Annotated in this window: 15 protein-coding genes; 8 read left to right on the plus strand and 7 right to left on the minus strand. The window is 72.4% G+C overall.

Annotated features, from left to right (window positions below; all coding sequences use genetic code 11):
* Positions 1 to 66: 66 nt before the first annotated feature.
* From ACZ7DE_RS29805 to paaA, 5 genes are read right to left on the minus strand one after another with little or no spacing between them, the layout of a single operon-like run.
* On the minus strand, positions 67 to 1,200 hold the full coding sequence (locus tag ACZ7DE_RS29805; RefSeq protein WP_470766501.1) for a 2Fe-2S iron-sulfur cluster-binding protein: 1,134 nt from the start codon (positions 1,198 to 1,200) through the stop codon (positions 67 to 69).
* Positions 1,200 to 1,778, minus strand: coding sequence for a 1,2-phenylacetyl-CoA epoxidase subunit PaaD (gene paaD / locus ACZ7DE_RS29810; protein WP_470766504.1), 579 nt, complete (start codon positions 1,776 to 1,778; stop codon positions 1,200 to 1,202). The genes ACZ7DE_RS29805 and paaD overlap by 1 nt, the downstream gene beginning before the upstream one ends.
* Positions 1,772 to 2,494, minus strand: a complete 723-nt coding sequence (gene paaC / locus ACZ7DE_RS29815; RefSeq protein ID WP_470766506.1) for a 1,2-phenylacetyl-CoA epoxidase subunit PaaC — start codon at positions 2,492 to 2,494, stop codon at positions 1,772 to 1,774. Before paaC ends, paaD begins: the two co-directional genes overlap by 7 nt.
* Positions 2,491 to 2,778 carry a 1,2-phenylacetyl-CoA epoxidase subunit PaaB gene (gene paaB / locus ACZ7DE_RS29820; protein WP_020130608.1) on the minus strand — a complete coding sequence of 96 codons (288 nt, stop codon included), beginning with the start codon at positions 2,776 to 2,778 and terminating at the stop codon, positions 2,491 to 2,493. The genes paaC and paaB overlap by 4 nt, the downstream gene beginning before the upstream one ends.
* Positions 2,775 to 3,788 (minus strand): 1,2-phenylacetyl-CoA epoxidase subunit PaaA, encoded by a 1,014-nt coding sequence (gene paaA, locus ACZ7DE_RS29825; protein ID WP_470766509.1) that lies wholly within the window; start codon positions 3,786 to 3,788, stop codon positions 2,775 to 2,777. The genes paaB and paaA overlap by 4 nt, the downstream gene beginning before the upstream one ends.
* Positions 3,789 to 4,072: 284 nt before the next feature.
* Between paaA and ACZ7DE_RS29830 the strand changes: the two genes are divergently transcribed.
* The 3 genes from ACZ7DE_RS29830 to ACZ7DE_RS29840 are packed head-to-tail and all read left to right on the plus strand — an operon-like array spanning position 4,073 to position 7,004.
* Positions 4,073 to 5,014 (plus strand): DUF5819 family protein, encoded by a 942-nt coding sequence (locus tag ACZ7DE_RS29830; protein WP_470766512.1) that lies wholly within the window; start codon positions 4,073 to 4,075, stop codon positions 5,012 to 5,014.
* On the plus strand, positions 5,011 to 6,231 hold the full coding sequence (locus tag ACZ7DE_RS29835; RefSeq protein ID WP_470766514.1) for an HTTM domain-containing protein: 1,221 nt from the start codon (positions 5,011 to 5,013) through the stop codon (positions 6,229 to 6,231). Before ACZ7DE_RS29830 ends, ACZ7DE_RS29835 begins: the two co-directional genes overlap by 4 nt.
* Entirely contained in the window at positions 6,228 to 7,004 is a 777-nt protein-coding gene (locus ACZ7DE_RS29840; protein WP_470766516.1) for a TrmH family RNA methyltransferase, read from the plus strand. Before ACZ7DE_RS29835 ends, ACZ7DE_RS29840 begins: the two co-directional genes overlap by 4 nt.
* Before the next feature lie 26 nt (positions 7,005 to 7,030).
* On the opposite strand, the gene paaN is transcribed toward ACZ7DE_RS29840, so the two are convergent.
* A complete protein-coding gene (paaN, locus tag ACZ7DE_RS29845; protein ID WP_470766518.1) occupies positions 7,031 to 8,725 on the minus strand; it encodes a phenylacetic acid degradation protein PaaN in 1,695 nt (564 codons plus the stop codon).
* Between the two features lie 159 nt (positions 8,726 to 8,884).
* Between paaN and ACZ7DE_RS29850 the strand changes: the two genes are divergently transcribed.
* Positions 8,885 to 10,399: a 3-hydroxyacyl-CoA dehydrogenase gene (locus tag ACZ7DE_RS29850; protein ID WP_470766520.1), complete on the plus strand. Its 1,515-nt coding sequence runs from the start codon at positions 8,885 to 8,887 to the stop codon at positions 10,397 to 10,399.
* The gene (locus ACZ7DE_RS29855) at positions 10,396 to 11,004 is read left to right on the plus strand and encodes a TetR/AcrR family transcriptional regulator (protein WP_470766521.1); all 609 of its coding nucleotides are present in this window, start codon (positions 10,396 to 10,398) and stop codon (positions 11,002 to 11,004) included. Before ACZ7DE_RS29850 ends, ACZ7DE_RS29855 begins: the two co-directional genes overlap by 4 nt.
* Positions 11,005 to 11,011: 7 nt before the next feature.
* On the opposite strand, the gene ACZ7DE_RS29860 is transcribed toward ACZ7DE_RS29855, so the two are convergent.
* Complete coding sequence (locus ACZ7DE_RS29860) at positions 11,012 to 11,584, minus strand: Lrp/AsnC family transcriptional regulator (RefSeq protein ID WP_470766524.1); 573 nt, start codon at positions 11,582 to 11,584, stop codon at positions 11,012 to 11,014.
* Between the two features lie 175 nt (positions 11,585 to 11,759).
* Here ACZ7DE_RS29860 and pdhA point away from each other — a divergent pair, with 175 nt between their 5' ends.
* The 3 genes from pdhA to ACZ7DE_RS29875 are packed head-to-tail and all read left to right on the plus strand — an operon-like array spanning position 11,760 to position 15,258.
* Complete coding sequence (gene pdhA / locus ACZ7DE_RS29865) at positions 11,760 to 12,893, plus strand: pyruvate dehydrogenase (acetyl-transferring) E1 component subunit alpha (protein ID WP_470766526.1); 1,134 nt, start codon at positions 11,760 to 11,762, stop codon at positions 12,891 to 12,893.
* Positions 12,893 to 13,897, plus strand: coding sequence for an alpha-ketoacid dehydrogenase subunit beta (locus tag ACZ7DE_RS29870; RefSeq protein ID WP_470766527.1), 1,005 nt, complete (start codon positions 12,893 to 12,895; stop codon positions 13,895 to 13,897). Before pdhA ends, ACZ7DE_RS29870 begins: the two co-directional genes overlap by 1 nt.
* Complete coding sequence (locus ACZ7DE_RS29875; protein WP_470766529.1) at positions 13,897 to 15,258, plus strand: dihydrolipoamide acetyltransferase family protein; 1,362 nt, start codon at positions 13,897 to 13,899, stop codon at positions 15,256 to 15,258. Before ACZ7DE_RS29870 ends, ACZ7DE_RS29875 begins: the two co-directional genes overlap by 1 nt.
* Positions 15,259 to 15,336 lie beyond the last annotated feature (78 nt).

The following is a 15,336-nucleotide window of genomic DNA, read 5'->3' on the forward strand; positions in this document are numbered from 1 at the left end:
CGGGTCAGCTGATCTGACGGAGCGTCAAGATAGAACAGGTTCTAGAAGAAGGGAACGGGCGGTCGGCTACCGGTCGAAGTCCACCTCCACCGCCTCCGTCAGCGGATGCGACTGGCAGGCCAGTACGTATCCCGACTCCGTCTCCTCCGGCTCCAGTGCGAAGTTGCGGTCCATGCGCACCTCGCCGGAGACCAGGAAGGCCCGGCAGGTCCCGCACACCCCGCCCTTGCAGGCGTAGGGAGCGTCGGGCCGGTTGCGCAGGACCGTGTCCAGGACCGACTCCCCGTCCCGCACCGGCCAGCTTCCGCCCCGGCCGTCGAGCCGGGCGGTCACGGTGCTGTGGGCGGGGGCCGCCGTACGCGTCGCCGGCGCCGCGGCGTCCACGTGGAAGATCTCCTCGTGGATCCGGGACCGCGCCACTCCGATCTCGCGCAGTGCCTGCTCCGCGCCCTGGACCAGCCCGAACGGCCCGCACAGGAACCATCCGGCCACGTCTGCCACCGGCAGCAGCGAGGGCAGCAGTCCGGTCAGCCGCTCCCGGTCCAGCCGCCCGGAGGGCAGTCCCGCCTGCTGTTCCTCTCGGGAGAGCACGGTGACGAGCTGAAGGCGCTCGGGAAAGCGGTCCTTCAGATCGGCGACCTCCTCGAGGAACATCGTCGAGGCGGCCGTCCGGTCGCTGCGCAGGAGACAGAAACGGGCCGAGGGCTCACGGGCCAGCAGCGTCGAGACGATCGACAGCACGGGTGTGATGCCGCTGCCGCCGACGATCGCCGCGTACAGGCCGGGCGCGGGGTCGAGGGTGAACCGGCCGGCCGGGGTCATCACGTCCAGCACGTCCCCGACGACGATCTCCTTCAGGACGTACGTCGAGAAGGCTCCCCCGTCGACCAGGCGCACCCCCACCCGCAGCGTGCGGGGCCCCTGTCCCGCGGGATCGGGCGCCGGGGAGCAGATCGAGTACGTCCGCCGCACTTCGCTCCCGACGGTCCCGCCGGTCACCTCGACACCGCCGGTCACCTCGACACGGCCGACTCCCTCGACGCCGCCGGCCTTCCCGGGCGGGAGGCGCAGGGCGAGGTGCTGTCCGGGAGCGTGCCGGTACTCCTCGCGCAGGCTCTCGGGGACCGCGAGGGTGAGGGCGACGGAGTCGTCCGTGAGGCGGTCCACCGCGGCCACCTGGAGCGGGTGGAAGCGCGCCATCACAGCTCCTTGAAGTGGTCGAAGGGTTCACGGCAGTCCAGGCAGCGCCGCAGCGCCTTGCAGGCGGTGGAGGAGAAGCGGCTCAGCAGTTCGGTGTCGGCGGAGCCGCAGTGCGGGCACCGGATCGGGTCCGATGCCTGGTCGGGGACCGGGGCGGGGGACTGGGCGCCCGACCCGGCCCCGGCCCCGGCTCCGGCGCGGGTCGGTCCGAGTTCCAGCGGCACCGGTCCCGGGGCGGCGCGCACGGCTCGGGGCGGCGCTATGCCGAACTCCCGCAGTTTGCGGCGGCCTTCGTCGGAGATGTCGTCGGTGGACCAGGCCGGTGTGAGCACCGTGCGCACGGTGACTTCCCGCACGCCGTGCTCGTGCAGCGCCCGTTCGATGTCCAGGGACATCGCCTCCACCGCGGGGCAGCCGGTGTAGGTGGGCGTCAGCTCCACGTCGACGGCGTCCGCGTGGCGCAGGCGCACCGCGCGCAGCACGCCGAGTTCCTGGAGGGTCAGCACGGGCAGTTCGGGGTCGGGCACCGAGCCGGCGACCGCGAACAGTTCCGCCTCCAGCGCGGTGGGCGTCACCATGTCGCCCCCGGGTGGCTGCGGTGCAGGTGCTGCATCTCGGCGAGCATCCGGCCGAACGACTCGGTGTGCAGGCCCTCGCGGCCCGCGCCGGCGCGCCAGGCTCCGGTGCGCGGCCCCTCGGGCATCGCCAGGCCGGCCCGCCCCAGAATGCTTCCCACCGACTCCAGCCAGGCGGCCTCCATGCCGGCCGGGTCGACGTCGAGGCCGTCCAGGGGACGGAACATCTCGGCGGTGAACTGCCACAGTGCCGTGCAGGCCCGCTGCATCCGCTCGTGGCTCACCTCGGTGCCGTCGCCCAGCCGCAGCGTCCACTGCTCGGCGTGGTCGCGGTGGTAGGCGACCTCCTTGACCGCCTTCGCCGCGAGCCCCGCGAACGGGCCCTCGCCGGACGCCAGTCGGTCGTACAGCAGGTGCTGGTAGGTCGAGAAGTACAGCTGGCGGGCGATGGTGTGGGCGAAGTCGCCGTTGGGCTGCTCCACCAACTGGACGTTGCGGAAGGCGCGTTCCTCGCGCAGGTACGCCAACTCGTCCTCGTCGCCCGCCATCGACAGCAGGATCCGGGCCTGGCCGAGCAGGTCGAGCGCGATGTTGGCGAGGGCGACCTCCTCCTCCAGCACGGGTGCGTGGCCCATCCACTCCCCCAGACGGTGGGAGAGCACCAGGGCGTCGTCGCCCAGCGCGACGGCGGCGGTGTTCGTGTGCGCTGTCGTGGTCACAGGTGCTTCACCCCCTCCGGGATCTCGTAGAACGTCGGATGGCGGTAGGGCTTGTCGGCGGACGGTTCGAAGAAGGGGTCCTTCTCGTCCGGCGAGGAGGCCGTGACCGCCGAGGACGGCACGACCCAGATGGAGACACCCTCGCCGCGCCGGGTGTACAGGTCACGGGCGTTGCGCAGGGCGAACTCGGCGTCCGGCGCGTGCAGGCTTCCGGCGTGGGTGTGGGACAGTCCGCGCCGGGAGCGCACGAAGACCTCCCACAGGGGCCAGTCGGTGTTCGTCATGCCTGCTCCACTTCCGTCCTGGGGCTGTGCTTGACCGCGTAGGCCGCGGCCGCCTCCCGTACCCACGCGCCCTCGTCGTGCGCGCGCCTGCGTTGCGATATGCGCTGTTCGTTGCACGGCCCGTTGCCCTTGAGGACCTCCTTGAACTCGGTCCAGTCGATGGGGCCGAAGTCGTAGTGGCCCTGCTCCTCGTTCCACTTGAGGTCGGGGTCGGGGAGCGAGAGACCGAGGGACTCCGCCTGCGGGACGCAGATGTCGACGAAGCGCCGGCGCAGTTCGTCGTTCGAGTGGCGCTTGATCTTCCAGGCCATCGACTGTGCGGAGTGCGCGGACTCGTCGTCGGGCGGGCCGAACATCATGAGGGACGGCCACCACCAGCGGTCCACCGCGTCCTGCGCCATCGCGTGCTGCTCCGGGGTGCCGCGGCTGAGAGCCAGCAGGAGTTCGTAGCCCTGGCGCTGGTGGAAGGACTCCTCCTTGCAGACGCGGACCATCGCGCGTGCGTACGGGCCGTAGGAGCAGCGGCACAGGGGTACCTGGTTGGTGATCGCGGCGCCGTCCACCAGCCAGCCGATCGCACCGACGTCCGCCCAGGTCAGGGTGGGGTAGTTGAAGATCGAGGAGTACTTCTGGCGGCCGGTGTGGAGCTTGTCGAGCAGTTCGTCGCGCCCGGCGCCGAGGGTCTCGGCCGCGCTGTAGAGGTAGAGCCCGTGGCCCGCCTCGTCCTGGACCTTCGCCATGAGGATGGCCTTGCGGCGCAGGGACGGCGCGCGGGTGATCCAGTTGGCCTCCGGCTGCATGCCGATGATCTCGGAGTGCGCATGCTGGGCGATCTGGCGCACCAGTGTCGCGCGGTAGGCGTCGGGCATCCAGTCGCGGGGCTCGATGCGTTCGTCGGCGGCCACGGTGGCGTCGAAGGCGCGCTGATACGCCTCGTCGGCGCCGGTGCCGCCGTCCTGCCCGGCGTGCCCGTGTGTGTGGGCCGTCTGGTGCGCGGCTGCTGTCGCCATGCGGTCCCCCTCGACCTAGGGCCCCGGCTCGATGCCGTGACCTCGGCTCTGCCCGAGCCTTCTCCCGACCGATCGTTCGGTCCGTGCGATTACATGGTGGGACGGCCGTCGTAAGGTGTCAACCGCTGTGGATAACCTGCGGGCGTCGGCTGTGGACGACCGCCTCGACCCCGGCCCGTCCCAGCCGTCACGGGCGGAGGGCTGCGCCGAACGGGTGATGCTGAGTACCGTTCGCGATTGCGTGACGCAGCGCGAAAACGACCGGGATCGGGGGACGGGGCGGAATGGACGCGTACGACGGAGGCTCTGGCGCTCCACAGGGGCGCAGCGGATCGGGGGAGGCTAAGGCGCCGCCCGTCGAGGACGCCCTTCCCGACGGCGCGCTGCCGGGCCCGCGATCCGAACTCCCGAGCCCTGAACCGGGCCCGCGTGCCGAGCCCAGCGGTCCCGCCGAGGCCACAGAGCTTGCCGAGGCCACGGGTCCCGCCGAGGCCACAGAGCTTGCCGAGGCCACGGGTCCCGCCGAGGCCACCGGTTCCGTCGGCGGTTCCCCGGCCGGGCCGCGTCAGGACGAGGCACGCACCGGTGTGGCGGCCCTGTCGCTCCGCTACCAGGTCGGCGCCGCGCTGGCGCTCGCCGCCGTCGCGATCGCCGTCTGCGTGCAGGTCGCGATGGTGTTCCTGCACGTCGCGCCGTCGAACACCGTCACGAAGACGCACGGCAAGGCGATCGACGACTGGATCTACCCGGAGTTCGAACAGAACTGGAAGCTGTTCGCGCCCAACCCGCTGCAGCAGAACATCGCCGTCCAGGTCCGCGCCCAGGTCCGCACCGCGGACGGAGGGTCCCGGACCACCGGCTGGTACGACCTGTCCGCGCAGGACGGCCGGGCCATCGACGGCAACCTGCTGCCGAGCCACACCCAGCAGAACGAGCTGCGCCGCGCCTGGGACTTCTTCACCGCCACGCACGGCAACGACAACCGCCCTGTCGGCATACGCGGCGCCCTCTCCGAGACGTATCTGCGCCGCATCGTGGTGCTGCGTCTGGAGCGCGGCGGGGCGGGCGCCGGCGGCGGTGTCGTCGAACGGATCCAGATCCGCTCGCAGACCACCAACGTCACCCCGCCGAAGTGGAGCACCGAGAAGGTGTCGATGACCCCCGTGTACCGCGAGCTGTCCTGGTGGTCGGTGCCGGACGGCGAGACCGAAGGGGGCGCGAGGTGAACCGGTTGTCCCTGTCGGTGTCCGCAGCCATCGCCCGTGTCACCGAGTCGGCGCTCGGGCCGTACCAGAGCGCGGTGGTCCGGATCGGCTTCAGCGTCACCTGGCTGCTGTTCCTGTTGCGCGAGTTCCCCCACCGCCTGGAGCTGTACGGTCCCGACGGCCCCTGGGACTGGGAGTTGGCCCGGCAGCTGATCGACTCCAACGGGGCGTTCACGGCCCTGATGTGGTCCGACGGGCGGGGCTGGTTCGAGGCCGTGTACGCCCTCGCGCTGCTCTCCAGCGCGTTGCTGCTGCTCGGCTGGCGGACCCGCGCGATGTCGGTGCTGTTCATGGCCGGGGTGCTGTCGCTGCAGAACCGCAGCGTCTTCGTGGGCGACGGCGGCGACAACGTCCTGCACCTGATGTCGGTCTACCTGGTCTTCATGCGCTGCGGCCAGGTGTGGTCGCTGGACGCGCGCCGGGCTCGGCGTGAGCGGGAGGCACGCGCGCGTGGGGAGCGGGTCACGGACCGGGTCGGTCCCGTCCTGTGGGCCGTGTCCGGGTTCGTGCTGGTCACGGTGACCGTGGCGGGCCGCTTCCACAGCGAGTGGACCATTCCGGCGCTGCTGTGGGCGGCGTGGGCCGCGCAGGGGCTGTGGTGGGCCGTCGGGCGGCTGAGGAAGTCGGCCGAGCCGCGGATCCTGCTCGACGTGATCGGCAACGTCCTGCACAACGGCGCCCTGGTCGTGATCATGGCCGAGGCCTGTCTGATCTACGCGACGGCCGGCTGGTACAAGATCCAGGGCTCGCGCTGGCAGGACGGCACGGCCGTGTACTACCCGCTGCACCTGGACTACTTCTCGCCCTGGCCGATGCTCGCCGACCTGCTGGCCGCCAGCGGCACGATGGTCATGCTCGTGACCTACGGGACGGTCGTCGTGCAGGTCGCCTTCCCGTTCACCCTCTTCAACCGGCGGGTGAAGAACGTCCTGCTGGCGGTGATGATGACCGAGCACGCGGTGATCGCCGTCGTGCTGGGGCTGCCGTTCTTCTCGCTGGCGATGATCGCGACGGACGCCGTCTTCCTGCCCACCTCGTTCCTGCTTCTGCTCGGCCGCTGGGCGACACGCGCGCGGGGGCGGCTGTTCTCCGGCGGCGAGCACCGGGCGGCGCCGGAGCCGCGGAGTGAGGAGAGCACGGAGAGCCCCGAGCACACGCGCGTAGGGTTCACGGCATGACCGACCACCTGAGCGCCGGCTGCGATCCGCTCGGCCGGTGGCACAGGCTCGCCGACGCCGCCGTCCTGCTCGACGGATTCCACGCCCTCAAGCACGCCGTGCGTTTCGGCGCCGAGGTCCCGGTGGCGGTCGCCGTCGACCGGCGGGCGGCGCTCGCCCTCGCCACGGAACTCGCCCCCGACGTGCGCGAGACGCTGGACGGGCTGCTGACGGAGGTCCCGGAGACGACGTACGCCTCCCTGGTGCCGCGACCGCACCCCACGGCGGTCGCCGCCCTGGCGGTACGGCCCACCCGTGAGGCCAATCTGGAGAGGCTGCGGCACACGCCCCGCACCACTCCCGTCGTGGTCCTCGACAACCCGCGCAACCTGGGCAACGCGGGGGCGGTGATCCGGCTGGCGGCCGGGTTCGGGGCGACCGGGGTGGTCACCACCGGCACACTCGACCCCTGGCATCCGACCGTGCTGCGCGGCGGGGCGGGGCTGCACTTCGCGACCGCCGTGGAGCGGCTGACCGTCGAGGAGCTGCCGGCCGGACCGGTGTTCGCGCTCGATCCGGAGGGCGACGACATCCGGGGCGTCGGGCTTCCGGACGACGCCCTCCTCGCGTTCGGCTCGGAACGCAGCGGGCTCTCGGCCGAGCTGCGCGCGCGGGCCGACCAGCTCCTCGCCCTGCCGATGCGCCCCCAGGTCTCCAGCTACAACCTCGCGACCAGTGTGGCCATGACGCTGTACCACTGGAGCGCCACCGGGGGCGCACCTCACGCTCCTTAGAGCTTTGCGGTTCGTACCGCGGCCCCTCAGGCGTCCCTGCGGACCTCCACCACCCGGAAGCGGTTGGCGACGAACGCGCCGTCGGTGAGGGCCGCGTTGGCCGCCGGGTTGCCGCCCGAGCCGTGGAAGTCGGAGAACGCGGCCGTCTGGTTGACGTAGACCCCGCCGGTGAGGTTGAGGGACAGCTGGGCCGCCTCCTCCAGGCAGACCTCCTGGATCGCCTGTTCGACCTCGGCGTCCGTGGTGTACGCGCCGACCGTCATCGCGCCCTTCTCGCGCACCGTGCGCCGCAGCAGGGCGACCGCGTCGGCGGCCGAGTCGACGGCGACGGCGAAGGAGACGGGCCCGAAGCACTCGCTCATGTAGGCGGCCTCGTCGTCCGGCTTGGCTCCGTCCAGCTTGACGATCACAGGGGTGCGCACGACCGCGTCCGGGAACTCGGGGTTGCTCACCTCGCGGGAGGCGAGGGCGACCTCGCCGAGGCCCGCCGCGGCCTCGAGACGGGCCTTGACGTCCGGGTTGACGATCGCGCCGAGCAGCGCGTTCGCGCGCGCGTCGTCGCCGAGGAGCCCGTCGACCGCGCGGGCGAGGTCGGCGACGACCTCGTCGAAGGTCTTGTGGCCGTCGTCGGTGCGGATGCCGTCGCGGGGGACCAGCAGGTTCTGCGGGGTGGTGCACATCTGGCCGCTGTACAGGGACAGCGAGAACGCCAGGTTGGCGAGCATGCCCTTGTAGTTCGCGGTGGAGTGCACGATCACCGTGTTGACGCCGGCCTTCTCCGTGTAGACCTGCGCCTGGCGGGCGTTGGCCTCCAGCCAGTCGCCGAAGGCGGTGGAGCCGGTGTAGTCGACGATCCTGATCTCGGGCCGGGTGGCCAGCGTCTTGGCGATGCCCTCGCCGGGGCGCTCGGCGGCCAGCGCCACCAGGTTCGGGTCGAAGCCGGCCGCTGCGAGCACCTCGCGCGCGACGCCCACGGTCAGCGCGAGCGGCAGCACCGCGCGCGGGTGGGGCTTGACCAGGACCGCGTTGCCGGTCGCCAGGGAGGCGAACAGGCCCGGGTAGCCGTTCCACGTCGGGAAGGTGTTGCAGCCGATGAGCAGGGCGACGCCACGCGGGACCGGCGTGAAGCTCTTGGTCAGCGCCAGCGGGTCGCGCTTGCCCTGGGGCTTGCTCCACTCCGCCGTGCCGGGGGTGCGGACCTGCTCCGCGTACGCGTACGCCACGGCCTCCAGGCCGCGGTCCTGCGCGTGCGGTCCGCCCGCCTGGAACGCCATCATGAAGGCCTGGCCGGAGGTGTGCATGACCGCGTGGGCGAACTCGTGCGTCCGGTCGCTGATGCGCTTGAGGATCTCCAGGCAGACCACCGCGCGGACCTCCGCGCCGGCGTCCCGCCAGGCGCGCTGTCCGGCCTGCATGGCGGGCAGCAGCTCGTCCACGTCCGCGTGGGGGTACGTGACGCCCAGTTCGACGCCGTACGGCGACACCTCGCCGCCCACCCAGTCGTCGGTGCCGGGCTGGCCGAGGTCGAGGCGGCTGTTCAGGACGGCGTCGAAGGCGGCCTTGCCGGCCGCCGCGTCCAGGCTGCCGTTCTCCCCGTAGGCCTTGGGGTGTTCGGGGTGCGGGGACCAGTACGCGCGGGTGCGGATCGCTTCCAGGGCCTGGTCGAGGGTGGGCCGGTGCTGAGCGATCAGAGCGTGCGCGGTCAGTTCGGCGGCGGCCATGCGGGACCAACTCCTCGTCTTGAGAACTCTCCGTCGAGCTCATGACCTGGCGGAAACCTGGGCAGGATCAGCCAGTCACGGCTAGAGTAACCGAACGATCGGTCGGGACAAGGGGGCCTGCCGCATCTGTGGAAAACCCCGTGCGGGAGGATCGCGCACATGACAGCACTCGACCTCAGCAGCCCCGTGGCCGTCGTCGGCACCGGCACCATGGGCCAGGGCATCGCCCAGGTCGCGTTGGTCGCGGGCCATACCGTGTGGCTGTACGACGCCGTCCCCGGCCGCGCCGGTGAAGCGGCCGCCGCGATCGGCGCCCGCCTCGACCGGCTCGTCGAGAAGGACCGCCTCGCCGCCGGGGACCGGGACGAGGCGCGCGCCCGTCTGCACGCCGCCCAGGGCCTCGCCGACCTCGCCGACTGCTCCCTGGTCGTCGAGGCCGTCGTCGAACGCCTGGACGTCAAGCAGGAGCTGTTCCGGCAGCTGGAGGAGGTCGTCGGCGAGGACTGTCTGCTCGCCACCAACACCTCCTCCCTCTCGGTGACCGCCATCGCCGGGGCCCTGAGCAACCCGGGCCGCTTCGTGGGCCTGCACTTCTTCAACCCGGCGCCGCTGCTGCCGCTGGTCGAGGTCGTCTCGGGGCACGCCACCGACGTCACCTCGGCCACGCGCGCGTACGAGACCGCCCGCTCCTGGGGCAAGACGCCGGTCGCCTGCGCCGACACCCCCGGCTTCATCGTGAACCGCATCGCGCGGCCCTTCTACGCCGAGGCGTTCGCCGTCTACGAGGCCCAGGGCGCCGACCCGGCCACCATCGACGCGATCCTGCGCGAGTCGGGCGGCTTCAGGATGGGCGCGTTCGAGCTGACCGACCTGATCGGGCAGGACGTCAACGAGTCGGTCACGCACTCCGTGTGGCAGTCCTTCTTCCAGGACGTGCGCTTCACGCCGTCGCTCGCCCAGCGCCGCCTGGTCGAGTCGGGCAGGCTCGGCCGCAAGAGCGGCCAGGGCTGGTACGACTACCAGCCCGACGCCGAGCGGGCCGAGCCGCACACCGCCGAGAAGCACCAGCAGCCCGCCTACGTCGTCGCCGAGGGCGACCTGGGCCCCGCCTCGGAGCTGCTCGCGCTGATCCGCGAGGCGGGCATCCAGGTCCGCGAGGACGACGAGGACCACGGCACCCGCCTGGTGCTGCCCAGCGGCGGCCAGCTGGCCCTCGCCGACGGCCAGACCTCGGTGGAGTTCCGCGACGTCGTCTACTTCGACCTCGCCCTGGACTACCGCAAGGCCACCCGCATCGCGCTGTCCGCCTCGCAGGACACGGCCGCGCAGACCATGTCCGAGGCGATCGGCCTGTTCCAGGCGCTCGGCAAGGACGTCAGCGTCATCGGCGACGTCCCCGGCATGATCGTCGCCCGGACGGTCGCCCGGATCGTCGACCTCGCGCACGACGCCGTGGCCAAGGGCGTGGCCACCGAGGAGGACATCGACACCGCGATGCGGCTCGGCGTGAACTACCCCCTCGGCCCCTTCGAATGGAGCCGCAGGCTCGGCCGTATGTGGGCCTACTCCCTCCTGGACGACCTGCACGGCCGGGACCCGTCCGGCCGCTACGCGCCGTCCCTCGCGCTCTACCGGCACTCCTACGCCACCGAGAAGCGGGAGGGCGCCTCGTGACCACCGCAAAGCGCGACACCTACACCCCCGAGACGCTGCTGTCCGTCGCCGTCCAGGTCTTCAACGAGCGCGGCTACGACGGCACCTCCATGGAGCACCTCTCCAGGGCGGCCGGCATCTCCAAGTCGTCGATCTACCACCACGTCGCCGGCAAGGAGGAACTGCTGCGGCGGGCCGTCAGCCGGGCCCTCGACGGCCTCTTCGGGATCCTCGACGAGGAGCACGCGCGCGTGGGGCAGGCCTCGCACCGTCTGGAGTACGTGGTGCGCCGCATGGTCGAGGTCCTCATCGGCGAACTGCCGTACGTCACGCTGCTGCTGCGGGTGCGCGGCAACACCGACACCGAGCGGTGGGCCCTGGAGCGGCGCCGCGACTTCGACCACCGGGTCGCCGAGCTGCTGCGGGCGGCCGCCGCCGACGGGGACGTCCGCGGCGACATGGAGGTGCGGCTCGCCACGCGCCTGGTCTTCGGAATGATCAACTCGATCGTCGAGTGGTACCGGCCGGGCGGCCGGGGGATGGTCGAGAGCGAGGTGGCCGACGCGGTGGTGCGGCTGGTCTTCGAGGGGCTGCGGACGGCCCCGGCCCCGACCCCGGCCCCGTAGGACGGACTCAGCCCTGGGGCTCCAGGTCCTCCTCCTCGAACACCAGCAGCGTGCGGGTGCTGAGCACCTCGGGGATCTCCTGGAGCCGGGTCAGCACCACCTCGCGCAGCGCCCTGTTGTCGGGCGTGTGCACCAGCAGCAGGACGTCGAAGTCGCCTCCGACGAGGGCGATGTGGGAGGCGCCGGGCAGCAGTCTGAGCTGCTCGCGCACCGTCCGCCAGGAGTTCTGCACGATCTTCAGGGTGATGTAGGCGCTCGTGCCCTGCCCCGCGCGTTCGTGGTTCACCCGGGCGCCGAAGCCGCGGATGACCCCGTCGTCGATGAGCCGGTTGATCCGCGCGTAGGCGTTGGCGCGCGAGACGTGGACCCGTTCGGCGACCGACCGTATCGAGGCGCGGCCGTCCGCCTGGAGCATCTGCAGGATGTCCTGATCGATGGCGTCGAGGGGGCGCGGAGGCGGCGCCTGGGCGGCGGCCGAGGGCGCGGGTGAGCTCGGCGGCGGCGGCCCGGTCCGGGCGGGACCGCTCGGCGCGGAGGCGGCACCGTGCTCCGCCTCTTCGGCCATTTGTTCAGGTGCCATGTCCCCCCGCCTTCCCAGCATGGACGTACTGCGTCCATCTCAGGCTGTGGAGAACCGTTTGTCCACAGCCTGAGGGGCCCTGTAGCCAAAATGTGCCGACGACCGAACAATCGGTAGGTGAGGCGCATCACAGCCGATGCGCCTCCCGTAGCCACTCCCACGAGGAGGTGCCGTCATGACGGTCATGGAGCAGCGGGGCGCATACCGCCCGACACCGCCGCCGGCCTGGCAGCCCCGTACCGACCCCGCGCCGCTGCTGCCCGACGCGGAGCCGTACCGCGTTCTCGGCACCGAAAAGGCCGCGCAGGCCGACCCGGAGCTGCTGCGCCGGCTGTACGCCCAGCTGGTGCGCGGCCGCCGTTACAACGTCCAGGCCACCGCACTCACCAAGCAGGGCAGACTCGCCGTCTATCCCTCCAGCACCGGCCAGGAGGCCTGCGAGGTGGCCGCCGCGCTCGTCCTGCAGGAGCGCGACTGGCTCTTCCCCAGCTACCGCGACACGCTCGCCGTCGTCGCACGCGGCGTGGACCCGGTCGAGGCTCTCACCCTGCTGCGCGGCGACTGGCACACCGGCTACGACCCCTACGAGCACCGGGTCGCGCCGCTGTGCACCCCGCTCGCCACCCAGCTCCCGCACGCCGTGGGCCTCGCGCACGCCGCCCGGCTCAAGGGCGACGACGTGGTCGCGCTCGCCATGGTCGGCGACGGCGGCACCAGCGAGGGCGACTTCCACGAGGCGCTGAACTTCGCCGCCGTCTGGCAGGCGCCGGTCGTCTTCCTCGTGCAGAACAACGGCTTCGCGATCTCCGTCCCGCTTGCCAAGCAGACCGCCGCCCCCTCGCTGGCCCACAAGGCCGTCGGGTACGGCATGCCGGGCCGGCTGGTCGACGGCAACGACGCGGCCGCCGTGCACGAGGTGCTGGCCGACGCCGTGCGCCGCGCGCGTGAGGGCGGCGGCCCGACGCTCGTCGAGGCCGTCACCTACCGCATCGAGGCGCACACCAACGCCGACGACGCCACCCGCTACCGCGGCGACGCCGAGGTCGAGACCTGGCGGGAGCACGACCCGATCCAGCTCCTGGAACGCGAACTGACCGCGCGCGGGCTGCTCGACGAGGACGCGAAGACCTCCGCCCGCGACGCCGCCGAGGCGATGGCCGCCGATCTGCGCGCCCGGATGAACCAGGACCCCGTCCTCGACCCGATGGACCTGTTCTCCCACGTGTACGCGGAGCCCACCCCCCAACTGCGCGAACAGGGCGACCTGTTGCGGGCCGAGCTCGAGGCCGAGCAGGAAGGCGCGCACTGATGACCACGGTCGCCCTCAAACCCGCCACCATGGCGCAGGCTCTCACACGCGCCCTCAGGGATGCGATGGCCGCCGACCCGTCCGTGCACGTCCTGGGCGAGGACGTGGGCACCCTCGGCGGTGTCTTCCGGGTCACCGACGGCCTCGCGAAGGAGTTCGGCGAGGACCGCTGCACGGACACCCCGCTCGCCGAGGCCGGCATCCTCGGCACCGCGGTCGGCATGGCCATGTACGGTCTGCGGCCGGTCGTGGAGATGCAGTTCGACGCGTTCGCCTATCCGGCGTTCGAGCAGCTCATCAGCCATGTCGCACGCATGCGCAACCGCACCCGCGGCCGGATGCCCCTGCCGATCACCGTCCGCGTCCCCTACGGCGGCGGCATCGGCGGCGTGGAGCACCACAGCGACTCCTCCGAGGCCTACTACATGGCGACCCCGGGCCTGCACGTCGTCACGCCGGCCACAGTCCCCGACGCCTACGGCCTGCTGCGCGCCGCCATCGCGTCCGACGACCCGGTCGTCTTCCTCGAACCCAAGCGCCTGTACTGGTCCAAGGACGCCTGGAACCCCGAGGAGCCGACGGCCGTCGAGCCCATCGGCCGCGCGGTGGTGCGGCGCCCGGGCCGCAGTGCCACGCTGATCACGTACGGGCCGTCGGTGCCGGTCTGCCTCGAAGCCGCCGAGGCGGCGCGCACCGAGGGCTGGGACCTCGAAGTGGTCGACCTGCGCTCCCTGGTGCCCTTCGACGACGAGACGGTCGCCGCGTCGGTACGGCGCACCGGCCGCGCGGTCGTCGTCCACGAGTCGGGCTCCTTCGGCGGCCCGGGCGGAGAGATCGCGGCCCGGGTCACCGAGCGCTGCTTCCACCACCTGGAGGCGCCGGTGCTGCGCGTGGCCGGGTTCGACCTGCCGTATCCGCCGCCGATGCTGGAGCGTCACCACCTGCCCGGCGTCGACCGCATCCTCGACGCCGTGGCGCGGCTGCAGTGGGAGGCCGGGAACTGATGGCACAGGTGCTGGAGTTCAAGCTGCCCGACCTCGGTGAGGGACTCACCGAGGCGGAGATCGTCCGCTGGCTGGTCCAGGTCGGTGACGTGGTCGCCGTCGACCAGCCGGTCGTCGAGGTCGAGACGGCCAAGGCGATGGTGGAGGTGCCCTGCCCCTACGGCGGCGTGGTCACCGCCCGCTTCGGCGAGGAGGGCACGGAACTGCCCGTCGGCTCCCCGCTGATCACGGTCGCGGTCGGCGCGCCGTCCTCCGACGGCGAGGCCGGCGGTTCGGGCAACGTGCTCGTGGGATACGGCACGTCGGAGGCGCCCGCGCGGCGCAGGCGCGTGCGGCCCGCCCGTCCGGCGTCGGTCGCACCGGCCACGTCGGCCGCTCCGGCGGCACCGGCCGCTCCGGCCGCCGCGAACGCGACCGGGCCGGACGTGCCGACGGCCACTGCCGGCTCGGCTGCCCCGGCGGCCCTGGACGCACCCGTCCCCGTGATCTCCCCGCTGGTCCGCCGCCTGGCGCGGGAGAACGGCCTGGACCTGCGGCAGCTCGCCGGTTCCGGCCCCGAGGGGCTGATCCTGCGCGCGGACGTGGAGAACGCGCTGCGGGCATCGGCCGCTCCGCAGCCCACGCCGGCGCCTGCGGCTTCGCCCACGCCCGCGTCCGCCTCCACCGCGGTGGACGGCAGCCGTATCCCCCTCAAGGGCGTCCGGGGCGCCGTCGCCGACAAGCTCTCCCGCAGCCGGCGCGAGATCCCCGACGCGACCTGCTGGGTCGACGCCGACGCGACGGAGCTGATGCGGGCCCGTGCCGCCATGAACGCGGCCGGCGGGCCGAAGATCTCCCTCCTCGCCCTCATGGCCCGGATCTGCACCGCGGCCCTGGGCCGTTACCCGGAGCTCAACTCCACCGTCGACATGGAGGCCCGGGAGGTCGTCCGGTTCGACCACGTCCACCTCGGCTTCGCCGCGCAGACCGAGCGGGGACTCGTCGTGCCCGTCGTCCGCGACGCGCACGCCCGCGATGCCGAGGGGCTCACCGCGGAGTTCGCCCGCCTCACCGAGGCCGGCCGCCAAGGACGCCTCACCCCCGGGGAGCTGACCGGCGGCACCTTCACGCTGAACAACTACGGAGTGTTCGGCGTCGACGGCTCCACGCCGATCATCAACCACCCCGAGGCGGCCATGCTCGGCGTGGGCCGCATCGTCCCCAAGCCGTGGGTGCACGAGGGCGAGCTGGCCGTGCGCCAGGTCGTCCAGCTCTCGCTCACCTTCGACCACCGGGTGTGCGACGGCGGCACGGCGGGAGGGTTCCTGCGCTACGTCGCGGACTGCGTGGAGCAGCCGGCGGTGCTGTTGCGCACTCTGTGATCGCGGGCGGGCCGCAGTGAACCCGTGAGCCACGCGAGCCCGCGAACCTGCGGCGACCCCGGACCTGCGGATCACGTG

It is taken from the genome of Streptomyces sp. NPDC037083 (assembly GCF_055606485.1).